General features: G+C 74.1%; 16 protein-coding genes. 8 read left to right on the forward strand and 8 right to left on the reverse strand.

Features of this window, described 5'->3' with window-relative positions; translation table 11 throughout:
• Window positions 1–181 precede the first annotated feature (181 nt).
• The gene (locus tag KBZ10_RS06865; protein WP_210986592.1) at window positions 182–1,378 is read right to left on the reverse strand and encodes an argininosuccinate synthase; all 1,197 of its coding nucleotides are present in this window, start codon (window positions 1,376–1,378) and stop codon (window positions 182–184) included.
• A 53-nt stretch (window positions 1,379–1,431) separates the two neighbouring features.
• Between KBZ10_RS06865 and KBZ10_RS06870 the strand changes: the two genes are divergently transcribed.
• The 5 genes from KBZ10_RS06870 to KBZ10_RS06890 all read left to right on the forward strand — a co-directional run bounded on the left by KBZ10_RS06870 (window position 1,432) and on the right by KBZ10_RS06890 (window position 5,270).
• A complete protein-coding gene (locus tag KBZ10_RS06870) occupies window positions 1,432–1,698 on the forward strand; it encodes a hypothetical protein (protein ID WP_210986593.1) in 267 nt (88 codons plus the stop codon).
• A gap of 324 nt (window positions 1,699–2,022) precedes the next feature.
• A complete protein-coding gene (locus tag KBZ10_RS06875) occupies window positions 2,023–3,423 on the forward strand; it encodes a ferric reductase-like transmembrane domain-containing protein (protein ID WP_374223320.1) in 1,401 nt (466 codons plus the stop codon).
• 43 nt (window positions 3,424–3,466) lie between these two features.
• Window positions 3,467–4,069, forward strand: a complete 603-nt coding sequence (locus KBZ10_RS06880) for an FMN-binding protein (protein WP_210986594.1) — start codon at window positions 3,467–3,469, stop codon at window positions 4,067–4,069.
• A gap of 31 nt (window positions 4,070–4,100) precedes the next feature.
• On the forward strand, window positions 4,101–4,832 hold the full coding sequence (locus tag KBZ10_RS06885) for an FAD:protein FMN transferase (protein ID WP_210986705.1): 732 nt from the start codon (window positions 4,101–4,103) through the stop codon (window positions 4,830–4,832).
• A 216-nt stretch (window positions 4,833–5,048) separates the two neighbouring features.
• The gene (locus KBZ10_RS06890) at window positions 5,049–5,270 is read left to right on the forward strand and encodes a DUF397 domain-containing protein (protein ID WP_210986595.1); all 222 of its coding nucleotides are present in this window, start codon (window positions 5,049–5,051) and stop codon (window positions 5,268–5,270) included.
• A 60-nt stretch (window positions 5,271–5,330) separates the two neighbouring features.
• Here the strand turns inward: KBZ10_RS06890 and KBZ10_RS06895 are convergent, their stop codons facing one another.
• The 5 genes from KBZ10_RS06895 to argC all read right to left on the reverse strand — a co-directional run bounded on the left by KBZ10_RS06895 (window position 5,331) and on the right by argC (window position 10,281).
• Complete coding sequence (locus KBZ10_RS06895; protein ID WP_210986596.1) at window positions 5,331–5,867, reverse strand: arginine repressor; 537 nt, start codon at window positions 5,865–5,867, stop codon at window positions 5,331–5,333.
• A gap of 5 nt (window positions 5,868–5,872) precedes the next feature.
• Window positions 5,873–7,123: an acetylornithine transaminase gene (locus KBZ10_RS06900; RefSeq protein WP_307847244.1), complete on the reverse strand. Its 1,251-nt coding sequence runs from the start codon at window positions 7,121–7,123 to the stop codon at window positions 5,873–5,875.
• Window positions 7,120–8,025, reverse strand: coding sequence for an acetylglutamate kinase (gene argB, locus KBZ10_RS06905; protein ID WP_210986597.1), 906 nt, complete (start codon window positions 8,023–8,025; stop codon window positions 7,120–7,122). The genes KBZ10_RS06900 and argB overlap by 4 nt, the downstream gene beginning before the upstream one ends.
• Window positions 8,022–9,182 (reverse strand): bifunctional glutamate N-acetyltransferase/amino-acid acetyltransferase ArgJ, encoded by a 1,161-nt coding sequence (argJ, locus tag KBZ10_RS06910; protein WP_210986598.1) that lies wholly within the window; start codon window positions 9,180–9,182, stop codon window positions 8,022–8,024. The genes argB and argJ overlap by 4 nt, the downstream gene beginning before the upstream one ends.
• A gap of 70 nt (window positions 9,183–9,252) precedes the next feature.
• Window positions 9,253–10,281, reverse strand: a complete 1,029-nt coding sequence (gene argC / locus KBZ10_RS06915; RefSeq protein WP_210986599.1) for an N-acetyl-gamma-glutamyl-phosphate reductase — start codon at window positions 10,279–10,281, stop codon at window positions 9,253–9,255.
• A gap of 277 nt (window positions 10,282–10,558) precedes the next feature.
• On the opposite strand from argC, the gene KBZ10_RS06920 reads away from it, so the two are divergent.
• Window positions 10,559–11,566, forward strand: a complete 1,008-nt coding sequence (locus KBZ10_RS06920) for a helix-turn-helix transcriptional regulator (protein WP_210986600.1) — start codon at window positions 10,559–10,561, stop codon at window positions 11,564–11,566.
• A gap of 59 nt (window positions 11,567–11,625) precedes the next feature.
• Here KBZ10_RS06920 and KBZ10_RS06925 read toward each other — a convergent pair whose 3' ends face one another.
• Together KBZ10_RS06925 and KBZ10_RS06930 are read right to left on the reverse strand one after the other, a co-directional pair.
• The gene (locus KBZ10_RS06925) at window positions 11,626–12,138 is read right to left on the reverse strand and encodes a hypothetical protein (protein WP_210986601.1); all 513 of its coding nucleotides are present in this window, start codon (window positions 12,136–12,138) and stop codon (window positions 11,626–11,628) included.
• A 181-nt stretch (window positions 12,139–12,319) separates the two neighbouring features.
• On the reverse strand, window positions 12,320–12,730 hold the full coding sequence (locus KBZ10_RS06930; RefSeq protein ID WP_210986602.1) for a DUF5997 family protein: 411 nt from the start codon (window positions 12,728–12,730) through the stop codon (window positions 12,320–12,322).
• Between the two features lie 72 nt (window positions 12,731–12,802).
• Between KBZ10_RS06930 and KBZ10_RS06935 the strand changes: the two genes are divergently transcribed.
• Complete coding sequence (locus tag KBZ10_RS06935; RefSeq protein ID WP_210986707.1) at window positions 12,803–13,645, forward strand: LysR substrate-binding domain-containing protein; 843 nt, start codon at window positions 12,803–12,805, stop codon at window positions 13,643–13,645.
• A 487-nt stretch (window positions 13,646–14,132) separates the two neighbouring features.
• Window positions 14,133–14,489, forward strand: coding sequence for a YciI family protein (locus KBZ10_RS06940; RefSeq protein ID WP_210986603.1), 357 nt, complete (start codon window positions 14,133–14,135; stop codon window positions 14,487–14,489).
• Window positions 14,490–14,511 lie beyond the last annotated feature (22 nt).

A 14,511-nucleotide genomic window follows, 5' to 3' on the forward strand; every position in this document is an offset into this window, starting at 1 on the left:
GCTCCTCCTGCGCGCTCAGGCTGGTGTGCCGGTTCGGTGCCGGCCGGGCGGTGGCCCGTCCCGCCGGTGATACGGGCCGCCTCCGCGACCCGGCGGGGGCGCGGAGGCGGTGGTGTCCTGCTGCGGTGGTGCCGCCCGGCCGGCCCCGTCCGTACGGTACTGACGGGGGCCGGGGTGCCGCCTACTGGGCGAGGTCCCGCTTGGCGGCGATCTTCGAGCTCATTCCGAAGAGCTCGATGAAGCCCTTGGACAGCGACTGGTCGAAGGTGTCGCCGGTGTCGTAGGTGGCGAGGTTGAAGTCGTAGAGGGAGGACTGCGAGCGCCGGCCCGTGACCACGGCCCGGCCGCCGTGCAGGGTCATCCGGATGTCGCCGGAGACATGCTCGTTGGCCTCGTTGATGAAGCCGTCCAGGGCGCGCTTGAGCGGGGAGAACCACAGGCCGTCGTAGACCAGCTCGCTCCAGCGCTGCTCGACCTGCCGCTTGTAGCGGGCCAGTTCGCGCTCGACGGTGACGTTCTCCAGCTCCTGGTGGGCCGTGATCAGCGCGATGGCGCCGGGGGCCTCGTAGATCTCCCGGGACTTGATGCCCACCAGCCGGTCCTCGACCATGTCGATCCGGCCGACGCCCTGGGCGCCGGCGCGCTCGTTGAGCTGCTGGATCGCCTGGAGGACGGTGACGGGCTTGCCGTCGATGGCGACCGGGACGCCCTGCTGGAAGGTGATGATCACCTCGTCGGCCTCGCGGGGGCCGGCCGGGTTGGAGGTGTACTCGTAGACGTCCTCGATCGGCGCGTTCCAGATGTCCTCCAGGAAACCGGTCTCGACGGCCCGCCCGAAGACGTTCTGGTCGATGGAGTACGGCGACTTCTTGGTGGTGGCGATCGGGAGGTTCTTGTCCTCGCAGAAGGCGATGGCCTTGTCCCGCGTCATGGCGTAGTCCCGGACCGGGGCGATGCAGGTGAGCTCCGGGGCGAGGGAGGAGATGCCGGCCTCGAAGCGGACCTGGTCGTTGCCCTTGCCGGTGCAGCCGTGGGCGACGATGCCGGCGCCGTGCTTCTTCGCGGCGGCGACCAGGTGCTTGACGATGGTGGGCCGGGAGAGGGCGGAGACCAGCGGGTAGCGGTCCATGTAGAGGGCGTTGGCCCTGATCGCCGGGAGGCAGTACTCGTCGGCGAACTCCTCCTTGGCGTCCGCGACCTCCGCCTCGACGGCGCCGCACGCCAGCGCACGCTTGCGGATGACGTCCAGGTCCTCACCGCCCTGGCCGACGTCCACGGCGACGGCGATGACCTCGGCGCCCGTCTCCTCGGCGATCCAGCCGATGGCGACGGAGGTGTCCAGGCCGCCCGAGTAGGCGAGTACGACGCGCTCGGTCACGGGATTCTCCTTACGATGCATGCGCTGACAGGTATAAGTATGCACTGGGCCGTATGTTTCGTCAACGCGCTCCGTGGGGAGGGCGCGGCGCGGTCGTCGCCGGGCGGCTCGCGACCACCGCGGAGGCCGCAGAGGCGGAGCGCCGTGCCATGCGCCGCGCGGCGGAGATCCTCACCCGGGATCTGAGCCAGCGAGACGCCGGCCGGGTCATGGGGGTGTCCTTCCAGCGGGTGTCGCAACTCCTCGGGCCGGACCGCGCCGCCCGCAGGTCGAAGCACGCCGGCAGCGCTCGGCGCGCCACGAAGCGGGTGAAGGGCTGAGGCTCACCGTGGCCACCGAGCGTCCCGCCGCAGGGCGGCGAGGCGCCCGCCCCAATGGGGCGACACCACCCTGGGCCGGCCGCCGGCGGCGATGCGCGGCCGCGCGTCGGGCGGATTGCCCTCCGCGCTGAGCGTCCGCGGGTTTTCCTCCGTACTGCTGTGAGAAGGCCGGGGGCTACTGCCGGTAGCCGGGCGCAGCGGGGAGGCAGGACCGTGAGCATCACCACTGAGACATCGACGCGGGAGCCGACGGCGGAACCGCGGTCGGCGACGGGGCCCGGCGCACCGCCCGCGGCGGCCGGTGCGCCGGCGCCTCAGACGACGATCCGGACGATCGCGGACTTCGGGCGTGCCGCGCGGCGGCGGGCCGAGGCCCGGATGCGGCCGCGCAGTTCCGGGGCCCTGCCCGTGCTGGGCGTGCTGTGGGCGGGAGCCCTCGCCGTGCTGGGCCTGTGGTGGTACAACACCCCGGTCGTCTCCGCGACCACCGACTGGATCACCGGAGCCGGCCGGATCACCGGGCTGCTCGCCGGCTACTCCACGGCCGCGGTGGTGCTGCTCATGGCCCGGGTGCCCGTCCTGGAGCGGCGGATCGGCTCGGACCGGGTGGCCCGCTGGCACGCGGTGGCGGGCCGCTACACCATCAGCCTGATCGTGGCCCACACCGCGCTGATCGTCTGGGGCTACGCGGAGCAGGCCGGCACCGGCCCGGTGGACCAGTTCCTCACCGTCGTCCTCGACTTCCCCGACATGATCGAGGCCGCCATCGGCACCGTGCTGCTGGTGGTGATCGGTCTCGTCTCGGCGGGCGCCGCGCGGCGGAAGCTGCCGTACGAGCTGTGGTACTACCTGCATCTGCTCACGTACGCCGCGGTGTTCCTCGCCTTCTGGCACCAGCTCTCGACCGGCACCGAGTTCATCGCCGTCCCGGCGGCGCAGACGGCCTGGTACGCGCTGTACGGCACGGTGACCGCGCTCATGGTCTGGTACCGGATCATCACCCCCGTCCGGCTCAACCTGCGGCACCAACTGCGGGTGGAGTCGGTGGTGGAGGAGGCGGCGGGCGTCACCTCCGTCATCATGTCGGGGCGGGACCTGGACGGGCTGGATGCCGAGGCGGGGCAGTTCTTCCGCTGGCGGTTCCTGGCCCCGGGGCTCCGCTGGACCTCCAACCCGTACTCCCTGTCGGCCACACCGCGCGACGACCGGCTGCGCATCACCGTCAAGGCCGCGGGCGACCACAGCGCCGCCCTGGCCGCGCTCCCCGCCGGCACCCGGGTGTGGGCCGAGGGCCCGTACGGCGCGCTCACCGCCGCCCGCCGGCAGCGGCCCCGCGGCGAGGAGCGGCGGCGCGGCACCAAGGTGCTGCTGATCGCGGGCGGGGCCGGGATCACCCCGATGCGGGCGCTGTTCGAGACCATCCCCGCCGCACCGGGGGACCTGACGCTGCTGTACCGGGCCCGCCGCAAGGAGGACCTGGTGCTCTGGGACGAGCTGCGCGTCATCGCCGCGCGGCGGCAGGCGAAGCTGTTCTCGGCCGTCAACGAACCCGACGGCACCCGGCCGCAGATCACCGCCGAGGGCATGGCCCGCGTCCTGCCCGACATCGCCAAACACGATGTCTACCTGTGCGGACCTCCCGGCCTCGCCGAGGAATTCCATGCCATCCTGCGCGAGGCCGGGGTGCCGGCCCGCCGCATCCACCACGAGTCCTTCGAGCTGTGAGCCACACTGTGAGCCACAGCCAGAGCAAGCCGGAGCGGAATCCATGAGGAAGCACCCGATACGCCGCATCGTCCTGGGCAGCGCCGCCACCGTCTCCGGTGTCGTGCTGCTGCTGGCCCTCAAGATGCCGTACGCACCGTGGGAGGCCGAGCGGACCTCCGCCGCACAGCCGCCGGCCGCCGGGGCGCCGGCGGCGCCCGGGGCGGGCGGCGCCGCCTCGCCGGGCGCGCCGGCCGGCGACCCTGCGGGCGGGGGTCCGGCGGGCGGGGGTCCGGCGGGCGGTGACCCGGCCGGCGGCGGCGAGGCCGCGGCCCCGGGCGGCGGGCAGGGCGCGGGCGGGGGCGGGGGCGGGGCGCCGGCCCAGGAGGCGCCCCGTACCGTCACCGGCGACCTGGTCACGACCGAGTACGGGCCCGTCCAGGCCCGCATCACCCTCACCGGCGGGAAGATCACCGCGGCCGACGCCGCCCAGGCCCCGTCCGGCAACCCGCAGACGGAGTCGATCACCGCCCGGGCCGTGCCGGAGCTCGGCAAGAAGGCCGTGCAGGCGCAGAGCGCGGAGATCGACACCGTCTCGGGCGCCACCTTCACCAGCGAGGGCTACAAGAAGTCCCTGCAGAGCGCGCTGGACAAGGCCGGTGGCTGAGGCTCCCCGGTTCCGCCGGGTCGAGGAGGCCATGGGCACGGTCTTCTCGTTCGACGTCCGGGGCCCGCGCGCGCACGACGCCGGGCCCGCGGTCGAGGACGCGGTGGCCTGGCTGCACCGGGTGGACGAGCTGTTCTCCCCGTACCGGGAGGAGAGCGAGCTCAGCCGGCTGGCGCGCGGCGAGCTGTCCGCCGGTGACTGCGATCCGCTCATCGCGGAGGTCCTGCTGCTCTGCGAGGGCGCGGAGGAGATGAGCGACGGCTGGTTCAGCCCCCGCTACGCGGGCGGTCTGGACCCGACCGGGCTGGTCAAGGGCTGGGCGGTGGAGCGGGCCTCCCAGCGGCTGGCCGAGGCCGGGGCGGCCGACACCTGCGTGAACGGCGGCGGCGACATCCAGCTGAGCGGCCGCGCCGGTCCGGGGCGGCCCTGGCGCACCGGGATCAGCGACCCGCTGCGGCCGGACCGGCTGGCCGCCGTCGTGGAGGGCGAGGGCCGGCTGGCCGTGGCCACCAGCGGCACGGCCGAACGCGGCTGCCACGTCCTGAACCCGCACACCGGCTCCCCTCCCCGGCACGGACTGCTCTCCGTCACGGTGCTCGCGGAGGGCCTCACGGCGGCGGACGCCTGGGCGACGGCGGCCTTCGCGCGGGGCCGCGCGGCGCGGGACTGGCTGGAGTCGCTGCCGGACGTGGAAGCGTTCGCGGTGACGGCGGACGGCGGCACCTGGAGCACGACGGGCTTCGCGAAGTTCACGGCCTCCTGACGCACAGCCCCCGCGGACCGGTCCGGCCGGCCGGTGGCACAGGCATGGAAACGCGTGCGGGCCGGGGCGTTCTGGTGGGCCCGGGCCGCGGGTAGCCTCCAGGGGACAGCGAGCGCGAGGGGTCCGCGCGGGCGGACCCTGCGACCGGATCCGGCCGTGGGCCGTGTCACCGCGCGGATTCCCCGCCATGGCCAGGGAAGCGGGCACCACACGCCTATGAGCACGTACGTCCCCGATGCCTCGGCTCTGCCCCTGCGCTGGACCGTCTCCTCCTACAGCGGCGGAACGGACAACTGCGTCGAAGTCGCCCGGTTCGAGGGGGAGACCGTGGCCGTGCGGGACTCGGAGGACCCCTCCGGGCCCGCCCTGCTGCTGCGGGCCGACGAATGGGCCGCGTTCATCGCCGACATCCGGGCGGGCGAGTTCGACCTGCTCTGACGGCACCCGAACCGCGGCAACCCTGCGGCCCGGGCGCGTTGACGGCGGGGCGGCAGGCCCTTAGCCCTCCCGCTGGGCCAGCCGCAGGAGGTGGTCCGCGAGGGCCTGGCCGCCCACCGGATCGCGGCTGATCAGCAGCAGGGTGTCGTCGCCCGCGATGGTGCCGAGGATGTCGTGCACCTCGGCCTGGTCGATGGCCGAGGCCAGGAACTGCGCGGCGCCCGGCGGGGTGCGCAGGACGACCAGATTCGCCGACGCCTCGGCGGAGATGAGGAGTTCCCCGGCCAGCCGCGCCATCCGCTCCTCCTTCACCGACTCCCCCAGCGGCGCCTGCGGGGTGCGGAATCCGCCCTCCGACGGCACCGCGTAGATCAGCTCCCCGTTCGCGCTGCGGATCTTCACCGCGCCGAGTTCGTCGAGATCGCGGGAGAGCGTCGCCTGGGTGACGCTCAGCCCGTCGTCGGCGAGAAGCCGGGCGAGCTGGCTCTGGGAGCGCACCGGCCGGCGGTTGAGGATGTCGACGATCCGCCGGTGGCGGGCCGTACGGGTGTGCGGTACGGCCGGCCCGCCGTGCTCGGTGTCCTGCGCCTGGCTCATGGTGGTCAGTCTCCGGATCGTCGGTCTTCCCCGCCGCCCGCGGCCCCGTCCAGGACCGCCGGCAGGGCTCCGAGCAGCGCGTCCACCGCGTCGTCGCCGATGATCAGCGGGGGGACGAGCCGGACGACGTCGGGGGCGGCCGCGTTCACGAGGAGCCCGGCCTCCTGCGCCGCCTGCTGGACGCGGGGGGCCACGGGTTCGGTGAGCACGATACCGAGCAGCAGCCCGGCCCCGCGCACCTGTGCGACCAGCGGGTGTCCCAGGCCGTCGATGCCGTCGCGCAGCCGCTCCCCCGTGCGCTTGACCCGGTCCAGGATGCCGTCGGCGGCGATGGTGTCGAGGACGGCGAGCGCGGCGGCGCAGGAGACGGGGTTGCCGCCGAAGGTCGAGCCGTGGTGGCCGGGCGCCAGCAGTTCCGCCGCCTCGCCGAAGGCGACGGTGGCGCCGATGGGCAGCCCGCCGCCGAGCCCCTTGGCGAGGGTGACGACATCGGGCTCGACGCCCTGCGCCTGGTGTTCGAACCAGTGCCCGGTGCGGCCGATGCCGGTCTGCACCTCGTCGACCACGAGCAGGGTGCCGGTGGCCCGGGTGATCTCCCGTGCCGCGGCGAGGTATCCGGCGGGCGGCACGACGGCGCCGTTCTCGCCCTGGACCGGTTCGACGATCACGAGGGCCGTGTCGGTGGTGACCGCGGCCCGGAGCGCGTCCGCGTCCCCGTACGGCACATGCGTCACCTCGCCGGGCAGGGGCAGGAAGGGCTCGCGCTTGGCGGGCTGCCCGGTGAGGGCGAGGGCGCCCAGGGTGCGGCCGTGGAAGCCGCCCTCGGTGGCGACCATGTGGTTCCGGCCGGTCCGCCGCCCGATCTTGAAGGCGGCCTCGACGGCCTCCGCGCCGGAGTTGCAGAAGTAGACCCTGCCGGGGCGGCCGAGCAACTGGAGCAGCCGCTCGGCGAGTTCGACCGGCGGCTCGGCGACGAAGAGGTTGGAGACATGGCCGAGGGCGGCGACCTGGCCGGAGACGGCGCGGACGACGGCGGGGTGGGCGTGGCCGAGGGCGTTGACGGCGATACCGCTGACGAAGTCGAGGTACTCGCGGCCGTCGGCGTCCCACACCCGGGCCCCCTCCCCGCGCACCAGGGGCAGGCGGGGGGTGCCGTAGTTGTCCATCAGCGCCTGCTGCCAGCGCCGGGTGAGCTCCCGGTTGCCGCCCCCGCGGCTCGCGTCGCTCGCGCCGGTCGCGTCGCTCGTGCCGTTCACGCCGTCTTCCCCTCCGCGTCGGGCACGACCATCGTGCCGATGCCTTCGTCCGTGAAGATCTCCAGCAGGATCGAGTGCTGCACCCGGCCGTCGATGACGCGCGCGGTGTTGACACCGTTCCGCACGGCGTGCAGGCAGCCCTCCATCTTGGGGACCATGCCGCTGGCCAGGTCCGGCAGCAGCTTCTCCAGTTCCGTGGCGGTGAGCCTGCTGATCACCTCGTCGCTGTCCGGCCAGTCCTCGTAGAGGCCCTCGACGTCGGTGAGCACCATCAGCGTCTCGGCGCCGAGCGCGGCGGCGAGCGCGGCCGCGGCGGTGTCGGCGTTGACGTTGTAGACGTGCTGGTCGTCGGCGCTGCGGGCGATGGAGGAGATGACGGGGATGCGCCCGTCGTCCAGCAGCGCCCGGATGGCACCCGCCTCGATCCCGGTGATGTCGCCCACCCGGCCGATGTCCACGCTCTCGCCGTCGACCTCGGCGTAGCGCTTGACGGCCGTCATGGTGTGGGCGTCCTCGCCGGTCATGCCGACGGCCAGCGGACCGTGCCGGTTGAGCAGCCCGACCAGCTCGCGCTGCACCTGCCCGGCGAGGACCATCCGGACGACGTCCATCGCCTCGGGGGTGGTGACGCGCAGCCCGGCCTTGAACTCCGAGACCAGGCCGAGCTTGTCGAGGTGCGCGGTGATCTGCGGGCCGCCGCCGTGCACGACGACCGGCTTGAGGCCGGCGTGCCGGAGGAAGACCACGTCCTGGGCGAAGGCGGCCTTCAGCTCCTCGTCGACCATGGCGTTCCCGCCGAACTTGATGACGACGGTCTTGCCGTGGTGACGGGTGAGCCAGGGCAGCGCCTCGATGAGGGTCTGCGCTTTGGGGAGGGCGGTGTGCTTCCGCGTGGTGCTCATGAGGAGTAGGCGCTGTTCTCGTGGACGTAGTCGGCGGTCAGGTCGTTGGTCCAGATGACGGCCGACTCGGCGCCCGCGGCCAGGTCGGCGGTGATGCGGACCTCGCGGTAGCGCATGTCGACCAGCTCGCGGTCCTCGCCCACGGAGCCGTCCCGGCAGACCCAGACGCCGTTGATGGCGACGTTGAGGCGGTCCGGCTCGAAAACGGCGGAGGTGGTGCCGATCGCGGAGAGCACCCGGCCCCAGTTGGGGTCCTCGCCGTGCACGGCGCACTTGAGGAGGTTGTTCCGGGCGATGGAGCGGCCGACCTCGACGGCGTCGTCCTCGCTCGCGGCGTTCACCACCTCGATGCGGATGTCCTTGGAGGCGCCCTCCGCGTCGCCGATGAGCTGCCGGGCCAGGTCGGCGCAGACGGCGCGGACGGCCTCGGCGAACTCCTCGTAGCCGGGGGCCGCGCCGGAGGCTCCGGAGGCCAGCAGCAGCACGGTGTCGTTGGTGGACATGCAGCCGTCGGAGTCGATCCGGTCGAACGTGGTGCGGGTGGCGGCCCGCAGCGCCTTGTCGAGCTCGGGCTGCGCCACGTCGGCGTCGGTGGTGAGGACGACGAGCATGGTGGCCAGGCCGGGGGCCAGCATGCCCGCGCCCTTGGCCATGCCGCCGACGGTCCAGCCGTCCGGGCTCTCCACGACGGCGGTCTTGTGCACGGAGTCGGTGGTCTTGATGGCGAGGGCGGCCTTCTCCCCGCCGTGCGCGGAGAGCTGCGCGACGGCCGTGCCGATGCCCGGCAGCAGCTTGTCCATCGGGAGGCGGATGCCGATGAGCCCGGTGGAGCAGACGGCCACCTCGCCGGGGCTGAACTCCTCGCCCAGCGCCTCGGCGGTCTTCTCGGCCGTCAGGTGGGTGTCCTGGAAGCCGAGCGGGCCGGTGCAGGCGTTGGCGCCGCCGGAGTTGAGGATCACGGCGGAGACCTGACCGCCCTTGACGACCTGCTCCGACCAGATGACGGGGGCGGCCTTGACGCGGTTGGCGGTGAAGACCCCCGCGGCCGCCAGGCGCGGCCCGTGGTTGACGACCAGTGCCAGGTCCGGGTCACCGCTCTCCTTGATGCCGGCGGCGACCCCCGCCGCCGTGAAGCCCTTGGCTGCCGTCACGCTCACTGCGTCTCCGTCTCTTCCGTGGTGGTGTCCGCGCCGGCCGCCGCCGCTGCCGCGGTGGCGTGCGCCCCGCTCACGGGGCGATCCCGACCGCGGACAGGCCCGTCTCCTCGGGGAGGCCGAGGGCGATGTTCATGCTCTGCACCGCGCCGCCGGCGGTGCCCTTGGTGAGGTTGTCGACGGCGGCGATGACGACGATGCGGCCGGCGGCCTCGTCCAGGGCGGTCTGGAGCTGCACGGCGTTGGAACCGAGGACGGCGGCGGTGGACGGCCACCGCCCCTCGGGCAGCAGACGGCAGAAGGGCTCACCGGCGGTGGCCTTCTCGTACGCCTCGCGCAACGCGTCCGCCGTGACGCCGGGCCGCGCCTTCGCCGTGCAGGTGGCGAGGATGCCGCGCGGCATGGGGGCGAGGGTCGGGGTGAAGGAGACCGTGACCGGCTCCCCGGCCGCGGCGGAGAGGTTCTGCACCATCTCCGGGGTGTGCCGGTGCACGCCGCCGACACCGTAGGGGCTCATCGAGCCCATGACCTCGCTGCCGAGCAGATGCGGCTTGAGCGCCTTGCCGGCGCCGGAGGTGCCGCTCGCGGCGACGACCACGGCCTCGGGCTCGGCGAGCCCGGCGGCGTAGGCCGGGGCGAGGGCGAGGGACACGGCCGTCGGATAGCAGCCGGGGACGGCGATCCGCCGGGTGCCGCGCAGCGCGTCGCGGGCGCCGGGGAGTTCGGGGAGGCCGTAGGGCCAGGTGCCGGCGTGCGGGGTGCCGTAGAACGTCTCCCAGGCGGCGGCCTCCCGCAGCCGGAAGTCCGCGCCGCAGTCGACGACGAGCACCTCGTCGCCCAGCTCCTCGGCGACGGCGGCGGACTGGCCGTGCGGCAGGGCGAGGAACACCACGTCGTGCCCGGCCAGGGCCTCGGTGGTGGTCGGCTCCAGCACCCGGTCGGCGAGCGGCAGCAGATGCGGCTGGAGCTCGCCGAGCCGCCGGCCCGCACTGGAGTTCGCGGTGAGGGCCCCGATCTCCGCCTCCGGGTGCCCGAGCAGCAGGCGCAGCACCTCGCCGCCCGCGTATCCGCTTGCTCCCGCCACTGCCACCCGCGTCGCCATGTCACTCCTCCACTCGATGGCATGACTATACGAATGGCCGCAGCTTTATGCAACAACGCCGGACACCCCCTGGACCACGGAGGCCGGGGCGGCGGCCGGAGGGCCGAAGGCCGGAGATCCGAGGGCGACGGGGAGCCTCCGGGGCCGCGCCCATCGGGATCCGGCACAGCCCAGCGGCGTTTTCGGACATCTCCCCCACGCGCCGGAACCTCCCACCGGTGCCGGTCCGTCTGTCACAGCGGTACGTCAGGGGGGACGGACCACGGGGGTGGGTGACATGCTGCGGATCGGCTTCGGCACGGACGACCTCAACCGGCTCCGGGTGGCGGGGACCGGTGACTTCATGTGGGACGTGGTCCTCAGCCTGCAACTGCTGCAGAACCGGCACGCCGCCCTGGCCTTCGACCCCTGGCGGAAGCAGGTCCGCGAGGCGCTGGCACGGGCGGGGCTGACCCGGACGACCCGGGCCCTGATGGAGCTGTGCCCGTGCGCCCCCTACTTCCCGGACTTCCTCACCCCCGGACGCGGCACAGCCGATCCGAACACCGGGCTGGACGCCGTCCTCTCCACCCCCGCACGGCGTCTGCGGCAGGAACTCACCCGGCTCTACGGGAACCGGCCGGTGCCCCCGGGCGCCCGCCGGCTCGCCGAGGGCGGGCGCGAGGTGCTGCACCGGCTGGGGACGGCGGTGCGCCGCTATCACGCGGTGGCCGTGGCGCCCTACAAGGCGGCCATCGACCGCGCCGTCGACGAGGACCGCTCGGCGCGCGCCGACTCCGCCCTCGCCTCCGGCGCAGAGGGACTGCTGACCGGCTACCAGCCGGAGCTCACCTGGCGGGACGGCCGGATCGAGTGCGGCTACCCCTTCAGCCGGACGCTGGAGCTGAACGGCCGCCCGCTGACGCTGGTCCCGTCGTTCTTCTGCACCCGCCGGCCCATCACCCTGGCCGACCCGGAACTTCCACCGGTGCTCGTCCATCCGCTTCCGCCGGCGCCCGGCTGGGTGACGGACGCCGGCCGGGAGCCCGGCTCCGCCGACCGGCTGCACCGGCTTCTCGGGCTCAACCGGGCCAGGGCACTGGAGTCACTCGGCCGGCCGATGTCCACCAGCGGGATCGCCGCCACGCTCCGGCTCTCTCCCGCCAGTGCGAGCCGGCACGCCGCGGTGCTGCGCGAAGCCGGACTGATCAGCTCCTTCCGCCACGGGCACAGCGTGCTGCACCGGCGGACGGCGCTGGGAGAGGCCCTCCTCAAGGGCCTGTACGGGGACGACAGCACACGGTGAGGCGCCTGCCCCGGACGGCCTCGTCCTCCCGGGGCAGGCGCTTCACCGTGCGTCGCGCATCAGCAGTTCTTGATCTTCCAGACCGGGGTCCAGTTGTACGAGGTGCTGCCGTCCAGGGCGATCGACGTCTTGATGACCCCGCCGCTGGAGTTGTAGAAGTACGCCCTCGTGCCGGTGGTCTGGTTGTTGACGTAGCCGCCGTACCCGTTCCAGTAGGACAGCGAGTAGGTACGGCACACGTACAGGTCGAACACCTTCCACCTGCCGACGACCGGGTCCCACACGCGGGTGCACAGGCGGCCGTAGGAGCAGGTGTAGTCGTTGCCCGACGAGACATAGCGGATGCGTTCGGCGGCCGGCGAGACCTGCGGCGACGACGCCATCGCACCGGCGTCCGCCCGCGGGCCCACCGGGGCCGGCGGTGCCGTCTGCACCCGGCCGGCCCCCGGCCGCTCGGCGGGGCCGGCGGCCGGAGCGGCCCCCGACGCCTGCGCCGGTGCCGCGGCCAGCAGCGTGCCGGTGGCCAGCCCCACTGCCGCGACGAGCCCCGCCGCCTTTCGACGTGTCTGCATCTGAGTTCCTCCGTGATGTCGGACGGTGAACCGTGCGGAACTCATCGTGGAGGTCCCCCGCCCCGCGGGCGGAACATTCGACGGATACGCAAACACAGGCCGCGGTTCCGGATCGGGCGGGTCTCCGGACCACATCCCTCCTGCTCCCCTGCCGGACGGTGCCGGACGGTGCCGGACGCCGTCAGGGACGCGGCCGGCCGGGCTCGGCGTCCCGGGCCGCGTGCTCCTTCTTCTCCCGGAGGCGTGCCGCTTCCCTCCGGACCTCGGCCTGCGTGGCACGTTCCTGCCGCAGCCACTCGGGTGCGTCCCGCTTCAGCGCCTCGATCTGCTCCGTCGTCAGGGCTTCCGTGACGCCGCCGCGGGCGAGACCCGAGATCGAGACGCCCAGCTTCGCCGCGACCACCGGCCGGGGGTGCGGGCCATCGCGCCGCAGTTCCCGCAGCCACTCCGGCGGGTCGGCCCGCAGCGCGTTCAGCTCGCCGCGCGAGACCACGCCCTCCTGGAACTCGGCGGGGGTGGCCCGGAGGTACACACCCAGCTTCTTCGCCGCGGTCGCGGGCTTCATCGTCTGGGTGTTCTGGTGCGACGTCATGCCGTCAAGGGTAACGAGCGCGTGCGATGGCCCCGACCACGGCCCGGTAGCCTGGCCCGCGTGACAGGCTCGGTGACAGGCGCGGAAGACCCTGAGGATCCCCCTTCGTTCCGGCTCGCGTATGTCCCGGGCGTGACGCCGGCGAAGTGGGTGCGGATCTGGCGGGAGCGGCTGCCCGCGGTGCCGCTGGACCTCGTCCCGGTGCCCGCCGCCGGCGCGGCGGACGTCCTGCGGGACGGCGGCGCCGACGCCGGCTTCCTGCGGCTGCCGGCCGACCGCACGGACCTCCACGCGATCCCCCTCTACACCGAGACCACCGTGGTGGTGGTCCCGAAGGACCACGTCGTGACGGCGGCCGACGAGGTGGCGCCCGGAGATCTCGCCGACGAGATCGTGCTGCACCCTCTCGACGACACCCTCGCCTGGGAGGGCCTCCCGGGGCAGCCCGCGAAGGAGCGCCCCGCCACCACGGCCGACGCCGTCGAACTGGTGGCCGCCGGGGTGGGTCTGCTCGTCGTCCCGCAGTCCCTCGCCCGGCTCCACCACCGCCGGGACCTCACCTACCGGCCGCTCACGGACGCCCCGCAGTCGCGCGTCGCGCTGTCGTGGCGCGAGGACGCCACCACCGACCTGGTCGAACAGTTCATCGGCATCGTCCGCGGGCGGACGGTCAACAGCACACGGGGCCGGCCGGCCCCGGCCCCGGCCCCGGCCCCGGCGAAGGACAAGCGCGGCGACGCCAAGGGCGGCACACGGCGGGCGCCGGCGGCCGGCAAGCAGGCCGGCAAACCGGCCCGGACAACGACGGGGAAGACGGCCGGGAGGGCCGCCGGAAAGACCGCCGGGAAGAACCCGCGGGGCGGTTCCGGCGGCACCAGGGGCGGCAAGCGCGGCCGGCCCCGCCGCCGCTCGTAGCCCGGGCCGGCAAGGTGGCCGCGGCGTGCGGCAGCCGGCGCCGGACCGTCGTCCGGGCGCCACCGCACCGCCACGCCACCGCACCGCCACGCCACCGCACCGCCGCGCCACCACGCCACCGCACCGCCGCGCCACCACGCCACCGCACCGCCGCGCCACCACGCCACCGCACCGCCGCGCCGCCGCACCGCCGCTGCGGCGCACCGCCGCGCACCCGGCCGGCCGGGTGCGCGAGCCGTACGGCCGCACCGCGCACGGCCGCGGGATCGACGGTCGGCGGGACCCGGCCCCGCCTTGTCCCACCCACCCCCGGCCCCCGGCTCCGCCGGACCCGGCCCCGCGCGGGCCCGTCCGGACCGTCCCGACCGCGCGGCGGAAAAAACTCCGGAGAAAATCCCGCCCTGGGTGTCGATCCGGCCGTCTCCCGTTCGACGTACCGGTGAGAGGCGGGGAAGGGCCCCGTCCGTCCGACCGAGGAGCAGCCACCGTGCCGCGTTTCCTGACACTGATCCGCATCGACGAGAAGAACGCCCCCGCCGAGGGCCCCAGCCCCGAACTGCAGGAGCGCATGGGCGCCCTGTTCGAGGAGATCACCAAGGCCGGGGTCATGCTCGACACGGCCGGGCTCACTCCGACCTCCGAGGGCACCCGGGTGACCTGGTCCGGCGGGAAGATCAGCTGCACCGACGGGCCGTTCACCGAGAGCAAGGAGGTCATCGGCGGCTACTCCCTCATCCAGGCCAAGGACAAGGCCGAGGCCCTGGAGTGGGCCACGCGGTTCCTGCGGACCCACGAGGAGTACTGGACCATCACCGCCGAGGTCCGCCAGATCGCCGAGGGCTGACCCTCCCGGCGATGGTCCGGCG

It is taken from the genome of Streptomyces sp. F63, assembly GCF_018070345.1.
Classification (GTDB): domain Bacteria; phylum Actinomycetota; class Actinomycetes; order Streptomycetales; family Streptomycetaceae; genus Streptomyces.

Coding starts and splice junctions, on each gene's coding strand:
- KBZ10_RS06925 (WP_210986601.1), bottom strand. CDS start 12,138: ATGCAGACACGTCGAAAGGCGGCGGGGCTCGTCGCGGCAGTGGGGCTG.
- argB (WP_210986597.1), bottom strand. CDS start 8,025: ATGAGCACCACGCGGAAGCACACCGCCCTCCCCAAAGCGCAGACCCTC.
- KBZ10_RS06895 (WP_210986596.1), bottom strand. CDS start 5,867: ATGAGCCAGGCGCAGGACACCGAGCACGGCGGGCCGGCCGTACCGCAC.
- KBZ10_RS06885 (WP_210986705.1), top strand. CDS start 4,101: ATGGGCACGGTCTTCTCGTTCGACGTCCGGGGCCCGCGCGCGCACGAC.
- KBZ10_RS06920 (WP_210986600.1), top strand. CDS start 10,559: ATGCTGCGGATCGGCTTCGGCACGGACGACCTCAACCGGCTCCGGGTG.
- KBZ10_RS06880 (WP_210986594.1), top strand. CDS start 3,467: ATGAGGAAGCACCCGATACGCCGCATCGTCCTGGGCAGCGCCGCCACC.
- KBZ10_RS06890 (WP_210986595.1), top strand. CDS start 5,049: ATGAGCACGTACGTCCCCGATGCCTCGGCTCTGCCCCTGCGCTGGACC.
- argC (WP_210986599.1), bottom strand. CDS start 10,281: ATGGCGACGCGGGTGGCAGTGGCGGGAGCAAGCGGATACGCGGGCGGC.
- KBZ10_RS06930 (WP_210986602.1), bottom strand. CDS start 12,730: ATGACGTCGCACCAGAACACCCAGACGATGAAGCCCGCGACCGCGGCG.
- KBZ10_RS06870 (WP_210986593.1), top strand. CDS start 1,432: ATGTTTCGTCAACGCGCTCCGTGGGGAGGGCGCGGCGCGGTCGTCGCC.